Consider the following 12,822-nt stretch of genomic DNA (forward strand, 5'->3'; position numbering starts at 1 on the left):
CGGTTACAAGACAACTGTGGAAAAAATGAGGGAAGACGGGGTCTTCTTTGTGTCAACTTTCGTTTGACAATCTGCCGGGGAAGGGGAACCCCTCCCGCGCTGGCGGAGGGGTTCCCCTTCCCCCCAGTCGAGCCGTACCTGTTAGGCGACGCAGGAGCCTTACGGGCATCGACAGCGGAGCGAGGGGTTCCCCTTCCACCAAACGGCAGCGAATAGTGTCGACAGGCCCTAAGCTGTCGCGCGCGTGGAGGCCGGCACGGGGACGCCCTCGAATACCGTGCCCCAGACGGGCATATGGCGGAGCTCCATGACGGGCAGGGCGTAGGGATCTTCTTCCAGCACGCAGAAGTCCGCCTTCTTGCCCAGTTCGATGCTGCCGGTCTCCTCTTCCATGTGCAGTTGCCAGGCATGTTCCGTGGTGAAGGCCCGCAGGGCCGCATCCAGCGGGACGCGCTGCGAGGGGCCGAGCACCATGCCGCTCTGGGTGAGGCGGTTGACCGTGGCCCAGATGGCAACCCACGGGAGCTGGGGCGTGCCGGGCGGATCGCAGTGGACGCCCCAGGAAACGCCCAGCCGTTCCGCCGTGCCGGTGGGCACGAGCCGGTGTGCGCGATCCGGCCCCTGCAGCGTCAGGTGGTCATCCCCGTAATACCATATCTGCGGCGTGAAGAACTGCACCGCCACGCCCAGCGCCTTTGCCCGGCGCAGCTGTTCGGGCGTGATGCCGTAGCAGTGTTCCATCCTGTGCCGGATATCCGGGCGGCAGCACTGGGCCTGCGCTTCTTCCACGGCGTCGAGCACGATGCCGCAGGCCAGATTGCTGTTGGTGTGGGTCATGGTCTGCAGGCCCAGCTTGTGGAAACCGATGATGGCTTCAAAGATCTCCTCGCGGGAATGCTGCATGACGGCATTGGGGGTGCCGTCCCAGTAGCCCGGCCAGTCGAGCGGCGCCGTATGGGAAATGATGGAGCCGTCACAATAGAGCTTGACCGCGCCGAAGCGCACCTTGTCCGTCGGGACGAGCGAGCGGAAGTAGGCGGCCTTTTCCGCAAAACTGGCCGCTCCCGGCACCTTGCCATGATAGAAGGGCAGGGCCTTGATGCGCAGGGGGGCGTCAGCGACGGCAGCGGTCAGCACCTCCCGCTCCTGCTCGAAGCCGCAGAAGCCGCCAAAGGCCGCTTCGCAAATGGTGGTGACGCCCTGATTGGTGAAAAGCGGCAGGACGTGACGGATCTTTTCCCCGGTAAGCTGCATGAGCTGCGGACAGACCGGCAACACATGGGCAAGGCCCCGTCCCTCGATGAGGGTGCCGTCGGGTTCGCCGTCGGCGGCGTAGCAGACGCCGGGCAGCCGGCCGCCCTTTTCGATGCCGGCCTTGCGCAGCATGGCGCTGTTCACCCAGAAGCGGTGGAACACCATATTGCTGACCAGGATGGGGCGGGTGGCGGAAACGCTGTCCAGATCCGCGCGGGTCAGCGGACTTCCGACCTGATTGTCGTCATAATGCACGCCCCAGAGCACTTCGCCTTCCGGCAGGCGGGCGTCCATCTCCCGAAGCCGGGCCAGCACGGCGGACTTGTCGCCGTAGGTGGGGAAAAAGCCGCCGTCAGGGCCGGGCCAGGGGACCTGGGCGATAAAGGTCTGGGCATATTCCAGAGCCAGCGAGGCCAGATGGGTATGGGCGTCGACCAGTCCCGGCATGAGGATCTTGTCGGCAAAGATGGTCTCCACTTCATAGGGGAGGAAGGGGGACTTCTTCAGCCAGTAGATGATGTCGTCCAGCCTGCCCACGGCCAGGACGCGCCCGTCGCGGACGGCAACGGCCGTGGCCCGTGGCTGGTCGGGGCTCATGGTGATGATGTTCTTGGCGGTATAGATGATGGTCTTGTTCACGAGGGATCTCCCTGTTTATCGTTCCTGGGCCCGGGCAAAGTCCTGCCGGTAGCAGAGGCCCGCGGCAAGGAAGCAGCAGGCGCTGAGGACAAGGGAAAGCTGTATCCAGACCAGAGCCTGCTGGATGCCGAAACTGTGGGAAAGGATGCCGGTCAGCGTGCTGCCGATGGTCCCGCCGAGCTGGAGGAAGATGACCAGCGAACCGTAGGAGGAGGCCTTGTAGCGGGCCGGCACCACTTCCTGCGTGATGACATGGTAGCAGGTGGGGATCATGTTGATGGTGAAGCAGCCCAGCGTCATGAACAGCAGGCTCTTCCCGGCATAGCCGGCACAGAACAGGATGGCCGTGAGCAGCAGGCAGATGGCGGGGAACCAGCCGCGGCAGCGCATGTCACGCTTGTACCAGACGTCCAGGATGAGGCCGCCCAGCGGCATGGCCGCAAAGCCCGTCAGGCCCATGAGGCCGAGGATGGAGGCGGCCTTGGCCACGTCCATGCCCATCTCCCGCATGAAATAGATGGAGGTGAACATGATGAAGGAGGTGGCCGTCATGTTGAAGAAGGTCGTCGCAAGCGCCGTGGACATGAGGGTACGGTTCTTCAGGATGACGCTCAGGGCTTCGCCTACGTTGACCCGGGGAGCCTTGGCGATGGTGGCGGCCGTCTTGGCGGGGCCCCCCGGGATGAGGAGGGCCGTCAGGGCAAGGATGAGGCTGGGGATGCCGATGATGACGAAGGTCGTGCGCCAGCCGTAGGCGGCCGCCAGATAGCCGGTGACGATGAGCCCCCCGGAGATGCCGATCTGGTAGGAGGTGTTGTAGAGACCGATGACCTTGCCCCAGCTCTTCTTGGGGAACCAGCTGGTGAGCATGGCCACGGAAGCCGGCGCGTAGCTGGAATTGCCGCCGCCGACGAGGAAACGGCCCAGAACGAGCATGGCCATGCTGGGCACAAGGCCGCAGAGGATGGTGCCGATGCTCCAGGTAAGCCCCATGAGGCAGACCGTGCCGCGCCGCGACCACTTGTCCGCCAGATAAGAGGCTGGCAGCACGAAGGAGATCATGCCGATGAGGACGGCGCTTCCCAGCATGCCGATCTGGATGTCCGTCAGCTGCAGATCCTTCTGGAGGACGGGGAGCAGGGCGTTGATGCCTACCCGCGCCCAGAGGTCGCTGGCAAAGAGCAGATACAGGATGGTCATGGAGAGGATGAGCTTGCTACGCGAGAGGGGGACGAGGGGGCTCGCATCGGAGGCGGATTGCGGAGTGGTGGACATGGGTGTTGGCCTCGCAGTGTGGAAGGATCAGAAGAGGAAGCGCACCGTGGAGGCGATGCGGTAGCCGTTGTTCTCGTGCCCCGGCAGTTCCCAGCAGTCGCCGCGGTTGAGATTCATCCAGCTGGCTTCAAAGGACCATTGCAGATTGTCGTAGATCTGCCAGGTGGTGTTGAAGTTCAGTTCCACCACATGGTCGCTCTGCGTAAGGTAAAGCCAGGTGGGCACGCCGGCGACCTTGGTGTAGCCGTCGTTCACGTAGCGGGCCATATCGTCGTCGTTGGTGCCGCCGTAGACCAGGGCGCGCAGGGTGTGCTTCACATCGGGGATGAAGGAGAAATCCCGCAGGTAGAGGCTCACGCCCCAGGTGCCCGACGGTTCGAGCCCAAGGAGCTGGGATTGCCAGGCGAAGTTGTCGAACTGGCCGCTGAAGCTCATGCTGGAGCCGTACCAGTTGCCGAGGATGGTGGGCAGGCGTTCGGAGCCGTTACGAGGATCGCCGTCATCGCCGGAGGCATACCAGGCCAGCAGGCCCGGCACCACGACATCCATATCGTACTCGGCCAGGAAGGACGCGTACCAGCCGCCGCGATCCATCTCTTCCGTGACGCCCTTGATGTCGCCGTAGTTGAAATCGAGCGCGAACTTCCACGGATCCAGCGCCGTGACGGTGGCCGCGACCCCGGCCCACCAGCCCATGGCGTAGTCGTCGGGATCGTCCCCGGCCACGGAACTGGGGCTGGCGTGTACGGGGTAGGCCGGCGTCAGCGTGGGACGGTAGGTGAAGAAGGGATCATTCTTGCCCGCAAAGCTGATCATGGCCCAGGGGCGGATATCGAAACCCTCCCAGCGGATGGGCAGGATGAAGCCCCCCAGATCCGCATTGTCCATGAAGTTGTTGGCCGAGTTGTCATTGGCCGCGCGCAGCCAGAAGGTGGTCAGGGCCACGTTTTCGGACAGCTCGCCGGACACCATGACGCCGGCGCCTCTGGCCCACATGGTGGTGACGGAATCCACCTCATGGGTGTAGGGATTGACGGCGCCTATGCCCGGCAGGATGAAGGGCTGAAGGCCCATGCGCACGCGGATGGTGGAATTGGGGATCTTCCAGTCGATGTAGGCTTCCTTGACGCCGATGTTGACGCCGTCCGTCCCCAGCGAACCGCCCCGCATGCCCGCGGCGTCCCGCCCCCAGATGTTGTCGAGCTCGAACATCATGGTGCCGCCCACGTTCTCGCTGGCGTTCATCATGACCCAGATGCGGGAACGCTGCGTTGCCTGGAGCTTGTCCGCCTTGCCCTTGCTGCTGAAGTCCGTGTCCGCCAGCTGGGTGGTGACGTCGGTGAAGCCCATGATCTTGGTCTCCACCGCGGGGATCGTCTGGGGCAGCCCCAGGCAGAGGAGAAAGAAGCCAAGCAAAAGATGCCATCTGGTCGTACGTCGCATTGCCGTTTCCTTGGGTTGGAGGTTAACGTAAAGCGCGCGCGACTCTGGAAAAGCAAGGGACATGCCATGCCTTACGGTCAATAAAAAGAGTATATATTTCCTGTTGTTAGCCTGTTTCTTCTCAAAGTGGGCCATAAATGGCTTGTCCAGATACAGGATATGTCCTAATTTGGGATAAAATAACTGTCCCGATTCAGGATGCCATCATGCAGCATGCGGACCGTATCGGAGAACTTGTCCGGCACTGGCAGGCAAGGACCGGACAAGGCGTGGAGCTCCAGACCCTTGCCGAGGAAGCTGGCGTGGCCATTCCGGAGCTGCGTCCGTCACTGATCCATCTGCTCCAGCACGATGCCCTGGGCGTGCGCTGCAGCCGGCAAGGGCAGGTGCTGCTTTGCCGCTTTCCTGACCTAGAGGAACGGCAGGCGGCGCGTGAGGCGCGCGAGCAGTGCGCACGCCGTCTGCTGCAGGTGGAAAAGGCCTGCGGCAGACTGCACGCCAGGGCGGAGGAGGAGCTGCATGCCTGCGTCGTCTCGCTGCTGCAATGGCCGCTCTCGCTGTCGCCGGAAGAATGGGATGAGTTGTTGGCGCTCATCTACCGCAGCCTCTGCTGCGGCATCCTGCTCTTTTGCCGGGATGAGAGCCTGTATGGTCTGGCAAGGGGGATGCAGTGGCTTTGCCGCCTCCTGGGACGTATGCGAGAGGGGTGCCGGCTGAGCGCGCTGCTGCTTGCCGCGGAGAGGACCCACGCGCAGCGCCCCGGCGACATCGATGCGCTGCTTGCGCGCTATGCGGAGGTCCTGGACGAAAAGGACTCCCTGATCGCGCTGGACCACCTTCTGCTGGGGCAGCTGCATTTTCTGCGCGGCGAGTTCGCCGAGGTGCTGCAGTGCTACGAGGCCTATTCGCTGTCGACGCCGCCCGTGGGCGTTTTTGACGAGCTGTTCTCGCTCTGGGTCAGCACGGGCTGCCTGTACTGCCAGCGGGATCACATCTCCTACGGCATCATCACCTCGCATCGCAATACCGCCGAGCTGACGGGCCAAAACCGCTATGCGCTCATCTGGCGCGTGCACAACATTTTTTTCCTCCTGCGGGCCGGCGAGTACGAGCAGGCCATAACGCATATCGATCAGATCCTGTCCGTGGCCGAAGACGCCGGCCCGCAGGAAATGGTCAGCGTCTGCCGCAGGGCCCTGGCCATGTATCACTTCCTGAGCCGGCGGCGAAAGGAGGCGCGGCGCATCCTGGCGCTGGACGGCAGGGGCGGGCCGGCGCTGCCGCTGACGGATCCGCGGATGCTGGAGATGCTGGTCAGTCTGGAAAAGGACGGGCCGCCCATTCCCGGCTATGGCCTGCGGGAGATCATGAGCGAACTGGAGAAGGGGCCAAGCCGCCTCCTGCGAGGGGTATGCCTGCGGCTGCGGGCGCATTTCCCTGAAACGCCGGCAAGCGCACGCGGCAGGCTGCTGCGCGAAAGCTGCGAGGAGCTGGCGCGCACGGGCAACGTGCGGGAGGAACTGCTGTCCGTCAGGATGTTGGTGCAGGCGCTGGAAGAAGAGGGCAGGCCGGAGGATATCCTCGCGTGGAAGCAGAGGGAGAAGACCCTGCTGGCCTCCTGGCGGAGCGATCGCCGGTCCAAGGAAAAGCCGGGGGAACATGCGGCCTTCCCGGTCTGCGGGCCGTGCCTCAATGCCTTTTTGCGCATCCGGCCCGTCACGCGCGGCAGCGCCATCCGCCATGTGGTCGGGACGGTGCAGCGGGAGCTGGGCGCGCAACGGGCCATCCTGCTGCGCCTCTACAACGACGAGCGCATGGACTATCTGGAGGCCGTCAACGTCAGCCTCACCGAATTCGAGGACGCGGCGTTCCACACCATACGCCGGGCGCTTCTGGAGCTTTTGCAGTCCTCGGGCGCAGGGGCGGTCTTTTTCCCGCTCAATGATAACCGCAGCGCCTTTCTGCTGGACATCGACGAACAGACCCGCTGGCTGCTGTATCTGGACAGCGAGCTGCCCGGGAGCCTCTTTTCCCGCATCGGCCAGACGGAGGGCAGCGCCTTCGCCGCGGTGCTCTCCTCGGAGTTCCGCGCGGCCTGGCATCTGCCGGGGGAGGGACGCCGGGCGGGACAGGCGCAGGACGTGACGCCTTATTTCGGCATCGACATGGACAGGGTGCTGGAACAGGCCACGGAGGCCCTGGTGTCCGATGCGCCCCTGATCATCCACGGCGAGACCGGCACGGGCAAGGAACAGATGGCGCACTTCATCTACACGCGCGGCGACTACAAGGGGGCGTTCGTGCCCGTCCAGCTGTCCAGCCTGCCGGAGCAGCTGTTTGAAAGCGAGATGTTCGGTCACGAGCAGGGGGCCTTTACGGGCGCGCACCGCCGCAAGATGGGCTTCATGGAGCTGGCCCACGACGGCGTACTCTTCCTGGACGAGATCGCCGACATTTCCCCCCTGATCCAGGTCAAGCTTTTGCGGGCCCTGCAGGAGAAGCGCTTTACCCGCGTGGGCGGGGTGCAGCAGCAGTTTTCCAATTTTCGCCTCATTTCCGCCACCAACAAGGATATCTGGCAGGAGGTGCGCGAGGGCCGCTTCCGCGAGGACCTCGCCTACCGCCTGTGCGTCATCCCGCTGGAGCTGCCCCCTCTGCGCGAGCGGCCGCATGATCTGGAGGTGCTGATCCGGCAGCTGCACACGCATTTCCTGCGCAAGTACGGCAAGGCGGAAAAGCCGGTGCGGGCGGAGGACATGCGCCGCCTGCTGGACTATGGCTGGCCCGGCAATATCCGCGAACTGTACAGCATCATGGAGCAGTATGTGCTGTTCGGCTGCTTTCGCTTTCGCGCGGCGGCGGCGGACAGGCCGGCGGCCCCCTGTGCGAGCGAGGCCGGCGAGTGCTTCGCGGATCTGCCCAGCATGGAGGACATGCAGCAGCGGTACATCCGTATGGTGCTGCGGCGCACAGGCGGAAAGATCTATGGCCCGGACGGCGCCGCGGCCATCCTGGGGATGACGAAGTCCACCCTTTACCAGAAGATGAAAAAATACGGCATCAGTCACAGGCACGACGATTGAACGCGAACCGCCCCGGACAGAGGGTATCCGTCCGGGGCGGTCCGTCATCGATGCGGCAGGGGCGTGCCGCACATAACGATATGGCCGCGCCTATTTGTTCTTTTTTTTGGCGGGCTGCGGCTGAGCCGGGCGCAGGCCGTCGGCGGCATCCACATAGACCCAGACGGAGCTGCCGATCTGCAGCGGGCGGGGATCGCCGTCATGGCCCTTGAGGGGCGTGCCGTCCATGATGGCGGTGCAGCACCACCAGCCCGGCCGGTTGAGCGTCAACGCGAATTCGCCGCGCTCATTGGTGCGCACGGTGACGTCTTCATGCCAGCGGCTGGGCACGGGGCAGTTCTCCAGATTGATGCGCTGGGCGCGGACGATGGTCCCGGCGCTCGGCTTGCCGTGCGCCAGCACGCGCCCGCTGAACAGACAGGGATTGCTCAGGCCGAAGGGGCGGCTCAGGGGGACGATCTCCACCGGCAGGCCCGCGGGGTATTCCCAGCCGGTCTCCACGCCGTAGACCGGCAGGAAGCTCTTGACGTAGTGCTGGTCGTAACGCTGCGCGGCCTCGTTCCACCACGGGCGCGTCTCGATGATGAACTGATAGAGGCCGGGCTTGTCCAGCGCCACATTGGCGCCCCAGGCCTTCTTGTCGAGGTACTGGGCCTCTTCCACGTCGCCCAGAAGATCGACGCGCTCCGGCTGCATCACCCCGTCCTTGGGCAGGGTGTGCTCGTCGAAGCGCAGCACGGCAAAGAGCTGCGGCATGCTCATCTCTTCCGCCAGATGCCGGAAGGGATCCATGCGGGTCATCAGCACGTCCACTTCCTGTTCGATGCTGGGGGCCGTGGGCGCGGGCTCAGGGACGGACGTTTCGGCAGCGGGCGTTTCGGCTGTCTGGCCTTCCGCCGCCGGAGCGGTCTCCGGCGGCGTGCCGGGGGGCAGGTCTGGCGCGGACGTGCCGTCGCGCTCCGTTTTTTCCGCCGCAGCCGGCTTTTCCGTCGTTTCCGCTTTCTCCGCCGTGGCGGCGGATGGGGCGGACGCGGCCTGCCTGGCGCTCTTGCCGTCGTTCTTGCCGCTGGGAGCATCGGCCTTGCCGTCAGCTTCCGGGGCCGCGGCGGGCTCGATGCCGGGCTGGCTCGGGATGAGCAGGGTGACCGAGGCCTCGGCCGGGACGGGCGCGGCCAGACCGCAGAGCAGGCCCGCAAGCAGCAGTGCCGTAAGTGATCGGAACATTCTTTTCCTCCCTGAGGCCAAAGAGCCTAGAACAAAAGCGGAAAATTGTCATCTTGCCACTGTGCCCCCGGCCTTGAGGCGGGGCGGCCTCAGCTTGCGGGAGAACGGAAGGCGAAAAAAAAGCCCCTGTCAGATGACAGGGGCCGTAGGGTGGCGGATGGTGCGGCGGCTACATGCCGAGGTAGGCGGCGCGGATGTCGCTGCTCTCCAGCAGTTTGGCGGCGGCGTCGCTCATAACGATGCGGCCGTTTTCCATGACGTAGCCCCGGTGGGCGATGCGCAGGGCCTGATTGGCGTTCTGCTCCACCAGGAAGACGGTGGTTCCGTCGGCGTTGACCTTCTGGATGATCTTGAAGATCTGCTGGATGATGATGGGCGCCAGGCCCAGGGAGGGCTCGTCCAGCAGGAGCAGCTTCGGCCGCCCCATGAGGGCGCGGCTGATGGCCAGCATCTGCTGTTCGCCGCCGGAGAGCGTGCCTCCGGCCTGCTTGCGCCGCTGGGCAAGGATGGGGAAGAGGTCGAAGACATAGTCCATGTCCTCCTTGATGCCCTGCTTGTCCTTGCGCAGGAAGGCCCCCAGATCGAGATTCTCGCGCACGCTCAGATCCGGGAAGATGAGGCGGCCTTCCGGCACCTGTGAGATGCCGAGCTTGACGATCTCATTGGGCGGCAGGTTGTGGATGGGCGTGCCGTTCCAGAGGATCTCCCCCTTGCGGGGGCGGTTGATGCCGCAGATGGTCATAAGCGTCGTGGACTTGCCCGCACCGTTGGCTCCGATGAGCGTGACGATCTCGCCGTCGTCCACGCGCAGGGATACGTCGCGCAGGGCCTGGATATTGCCGTAAAAGGTATCAATGCCCTTGACTTCAAGCATCGTCGCTCTCTCCCAGATAGGCCTGAATGACGCGGGGGTTGTTGCGCACTTCCTCCGGTGTCCCGTAGGCGATGCGCGAACCGTATTCCATGACGTAGATGCGGTCGGAAAGGGACATGACCATGCCCATATCGTGCTCGATGAGCAGGATGGAGAGCTTGAGCCTGCCGCGCAGCTCGCGGACCAGAGCTTCCAGTTCCTGCGTCTCGTGCGGGTTCATGCCTGCGGCGGGCTCGTCCAGCAGGAGCATGCGCGGTTCCGTGGCCAGTGCGCGGGCGATCTCCAGCCGCCGTTGCGCCCCGTAGGCAAGATTGCGGGCCGATTCGTTCCAGAGATGCGCCAGATTGACGGTCTCCAGCAGGGCATAGGATCGGTCGATGGTGTCCTGTTCTTCCCGGCGGGTGCGGGCATTGCGGGTGAGCGCTCCCCAGATGCCGGCATGCGTGCGGCAGTGGCGGCCGATCATCACATTCTCGAGTACGGTCATGTCCCCGAACAGGCGGATGTTCTGGAAGGTGCGGGCCATGCCCATGCCGGTGATGATGTGCGGTTTTTTGCCGTTGAGCAGTTGCTTTTTGCCGTTGGCGTCATACAGGAAGATCTGCCCTTCCGTGGGGGTATAGATGCCGGTGACGCAGTTGAAGAAGGTCGTCTTGCCCGCGCCGTTGGGGCCGATGAGGGCGACGATCTCCCCCTCGTTGATGGTCACGTCCAGATCGTTAAGGGCGCGCAGACCGCCGAAGTCGCGGGAAAGCCCCTCGACGACGAGGACCGGGCGGGGGCTGCCGTCCGTCTGCGCGTCATTCCTGGCGAGAATGTTCATGCCTGCTCTCCCTTGAGGGCGCTGATGCGGTATTTGCGGCGTTCGCCGGTGACCAGGCCCTGCGGCCGGAAGATCATCATGACGACCATGATGGCCCCGAAGATGAGCATACGATAGTCCGAAAAGGCGCGCAGGTATTCCGGGGCCAGGATGAGGATGAGGGCCGCGATGACCACGCCCACGATGGAGCCCATGCCGCCCAGCACCACCATGGACAGGATCATGGCCGATTCCATGAAGGTGAAGCTGGCGGGGTTGATGAAGGTGCTCTTGGCGGCGAAGATGACGCCGGCAAAACCGGCCCAGCAGGAACTGAGGGCAAAGGCGGAGAGCTTGACCCGCGCAAGGTCGATGCCCATGGCCTCGCAGGCGATTTCATCTTCACGCAGGGCCTGCAAAGCAAGGCCCACTCGAGAGTTCTTCAGACGGGTGATGACCACGATGGTCAGGATGACCGCCAGAAGGACGAGGTAGTAGATGAAGATGGTGTTGCCCTCGATGGAGAGCTGCTTGCCGAAGAAGCTGGGGCCGGGGATGTTCTTGATGCCGCCGGAGCCGCCCGTGAGGCTGGTCCAGTTGAGCAGGGTGAGGCGGACGATCTCGCCGAAACCGAGGGTCACGATGGCCAGATAGTCGCCCCGCAGGCGCAGCACGGGGAAGCCCAGCGCCAGGCCGAAGAGCACGGCCAGCAGGCCGCCCACGGGCAGACAGGCCCAGAAGCCGAGTCCGAAGAACTGATTGAGCAGGGCGTAGGCATAGGCGCCCACGGCGTAGAAGGCCACATAGCCCAGCACGAGCTGTCCGGCGATGCCCACGGCGATGTTCAGGCCCAACGCCAGCATGACGTAGAGCATGGCCAGGATCATGATGTTGGTCTGGTAGAAGGAGCTCGCCAGCGGCATGATCAGCATGACGAGCAGCAGCACGGTCAGCGAAACGGCGCGGCTGCGGCCGTCCCGCAGGGGCAGGCTGCACAGGCGGCCGAGGCGCGCGCCCATGCCGGTGGGCAGGGCGATGAGGGGCAGGCCGCGTCCCTTGCGGCTGAAACACCAGTTCCAGAGCAGGGAAAGGAAGAAAATGGCCACGCCCAGCAGGATGATGCGGTCGAACTGCCATTCCACGGTCTGCTTGACCGTGTTGAGTTTGATGCCCATGACCGGGAAGGTCAGGAGCATGAACCAGATGGAGGCAAGGAGGGCTTTGCTGACAGGACGCATCATGGCTTACACCTTTTGTACCTTTGCCTTGCCGAGGATGCCGTCAGGGCGGAAGATAAGGATGAAAATGAGCAGGGCGAAGGCCAGGGCGTCTTCATAGTTGCCGGAGAGGTAGCCGGTGGTGAAGCTCTCGGCGATGCCGAGCACCAGACCGCCCACCACGGCGCCGGGGATGGAGCCTATGCCGCCCAGCACGGCGGCGGTGAAGGCCTTGAGGCCCGCCAAAAAGCCGATGCTGAAGTTCACCTGCCCCATGTGGGAGGCGATGAGCACGCCGCCCAGCGCCGCCAGCGATGAGCCGACGATGAAGGTCAGCGAGATGATGCGGTCGGCATTGATGCCCAGCAGCAGGGCCATCTTGCGGTTCTGGGCCGTGGCGCGCATGGCCTTGCCCATCTTGGTGTAGCGGATGAAGATCGTCAGGGCGACCATGGCCAGCATGCTGCAAACGAGGATGAGGAAGTCGCTGGGCCCCATGATGTTGTCGATGTAGTCCAGGAATTCCATGTCCGGCAGCAGGCGCGGGAAGGGCAGATACTCGGAAGTCTGGGCCAGCAGCACATAATTCTGCAGGAAGATGGACATGCCGATGGCGGAAATGAGCGGCGAGAGGCGCGGCGCGCCGCGCAGGGGCTTGTAGGCGACCTTTTCCAGCGTGAAGCCGTAGGCGGCGCTCCAGATGATGGCGGCCAGCGCGGCCACCACGAGGATGCCGCCCGCCGGGAAGCCCATGATGCCCAGCACCCCGGCCACCAGCAGGGCCGTGAAGGCGCCGAGCATGTAGATCTCGCCATGCGCGAAGTTGATGAGCTCGATGATGCCGTACACCAGCGTATAGCCCAGGGCAATGAGCGCGTAGATGCTGCCGCGGGTAAGGCCGCTGAAGAAAAGTTCAATGAAATATTGGACGTCCATGCCGTTCTTGTGTGCTGCGGTTCGCCCGGGGCGCAACGGGCAAAAGGGCGCGGAGGCCGTGCCTCCGCGCCCGTG

9 protein-coding genes are annotated in these 12,822 nt (G+C 64.3%); 1 reads left to right on the forward strand and 8 read right to left on the reverse strand.

Translation table 11 applies throughout. The features are described from left to right. Nucleotides 1–228: 228 nt before the first annotated feature. From Q0J54_RS07805 to Q0J54_RS07815, 3 genes are read right to left on the reverse strand one after another with little or no spacing between them, the layout of a single operon-like run. Nucleotides 229–1,893: an amidohydrolase gene (locus Q0J54_RS07805; protein WP_296304905.1), complete on the reverse strand. Its 1,665-nt coding sequence runs from the start codon at nucleotides 1,891–1,893 to the stop codon at nucleotides 229–231. A gap of 15 nt (nucleotides 1,894–1,908) precedes the next feature. After that, nucleotides 1,909–3,168: an MFS transporter gene (locus Q0J54_RS07810; RefSeq protein WP_296304906.1), complete on the reverse strand. Its 1,260-nt coding sequence runs from the start codon at nucleotides 3,166–3,168 to the stop codon at nucleotides 1,909–1,911. A 27-nt stretch (nucleotides 3,169–3,195) separates the two neighbouring features. Next, entirely contained in the window at nucleotides 3,196–4,611 is a 1,416-nt protein-coding gene (locus tag Q0J54_RS07815; RefSeq protein ID WP_296304907.1) for an outer membrane homotrimeric porin, read from the reverse strand. 206 nt (nucleotides 4,612–4,817) lie between these two features. On the opposite strand from Q0J54_RS07815, the gene Q0J54_RS07820 reads away from it, so the two are divergent. Then, nucleotides 4,818–7,694 (forward strand): sigma 54-interacting transcriptional regulator, encoded by a 2,877-nt coding sequence (locus Q0J54_RS07820; RefSeq protein WP_296304908.1) that lies wholly within the window; start codon nucleotides 4,818–4,820, stop codon nucleotides 7,692–7,694. A 90-nt stretch (nucleotides 7,695–7,784) separates the two neighbouring features. On the opposite strand, the gene Q0J54_RS07825 is transcribed toward Q0J54_RS07820, so the two are convergent. The 5 genes from Q0J54_RS07825 to Q0J54_RS07845 form a co-directional block, all read right to left on the reverse strand. Next, nucleotides 7,785–8,918: a DUF4198 domain-containing protein gene (locus Q0J54_RS07825; RefSeq protein ID WP_296304909.1), complete on the reverse strand. Its 1,134-nt coding sequence runs from the start codon at nucleotides 8,916–8,918 to the stop codon at nucleotides 7,785–7,787. 169 nt (nucleotides 8,919–9,087) lie between these two features. Next, nucleotides 9,088–9,792, reverse strand: a complete 705-nt coding sequence (locus tag Q0J54_RS07830; RefSeq protein WP_296304910.1) for an ABC transporter ATP-binding protein — start codon at nucleotides 9,790–9,792, stop codon at nucleotides 9,088–9,090. Further along, the gene (locus Q0J54_RS07835; protein ID WP_296304911.1) at nucleotides 9,785–10,615 is read right to left on the reverse strand and encodes an ABC transporter ATP-binding protein; all 831 of its coding nucleotides are present in this window, start codon (nucleotides 10,613–10,615) and stop codon (nucleotides 9,785–9,787) included. Before Q0J54_RS07835 ends, Q0J54_RS07830 begins: the two co-directional genes overlap by 8 nt. Beyond that, on the reverse strand, nucleotides 10,612–11,832 hold the full coding sequence (livM, locus tag Q0J54_RS07840) for a high-affinity branched-chain amino acid ABC transporter permease LivM (protein WP_296304934.1): 1,221 nt from the start codon (nucleotides 11,830–11,832) through the stop codon (nucleotides 10,612–10,614). The genes Q0J54_RS07835 and livM overlap by 4 nt, the downstream gene beginning before the upstream one ends. A 6-nt stretch (nucleotides 11,833–11,838) precedes the next feature. After that, complete coding sequence (locus tag Q0J54_RS07845; protein ID WP_296304912.1) at nucleotides 11,839–12,747, reverse strand: branched-chain amino acid ABC transporter permease LivH; 909 nt, start codon at nucleotides 12,745–12,747, stop codon at nucleotides 11,839–11,841. Nucleotides 12,748–12,822: the final 75 nt, after the last annotated feature.

The sequence above is a fragment of the uncultured Desulfovibrio sp. genome, assembly GCF_944324935.1.
GTDB lineage: Bacteria > Desulfobacterota > Desulfovibrionia > Desulfovibrionales > Desulfovibrionaceae > Desulfovibrio.

Bases quoted from the DNA above. Each gene is read 5' to 3' on its own strand.
- Q0J54_RS07845 (WP_296304912.1), bottom strand. From the start codon at position 12,747: ATGGACGTCCAATATTTCATTGAACTTTTCTTCAGCGGCCTTACCCGC.
- Q0J54_RS07825 (WP_296304909.1), bottom strand. From the start codon at position 8,918: ATGTTCCGATCACTTACGGCACTGCTGCTTGCGGGCCTGCTCTGCGGT.
- Q0J54_RS07820 (WP_296304908.1), top strand. From the start codon at position 4,818: ATGCAGCATGCGGACCGTATCGGAGAACTTGTCCGGCACTGGCAGGCA.
- Q0J54_RS07835 (WP_296304911.1), bottom strand. From the start codon at position 10,615: ATGAACATTCTCGCCAGGAATGACGCGCAGACGGACGGCAGCCCCCGC.
- Q0J54_RS07830 (WP_296304910.1), bottom strand. From the start codon at position 9,792: ATGCTTGAAGTCAAGGGCATTGATACCTTTTACGGCAATATCCAGGCC.
- livM (WP_296304934.1), bottom strand. From the start codon at position 11,832: ATGCGTCCTGTCAGCAAAGCCCTCCTTGCCTCCATCTGGTTCATGCTC.
- Q0J54_RS07815 (WP_296304907.1), bottom strand. From the start codon at position 4,611: ATGCGACGTACGACCAGATGGCATCTTTTGCTTGGCTTCTTTCTCCTC.
- Q0J54_RS07810 (WP_296304906.1), bottom strand. From the start codon at position 3,168: ATGTCCACCACTCCGCAATCCGCCTCCGATGCGAGCCCCCTCGTCCCC.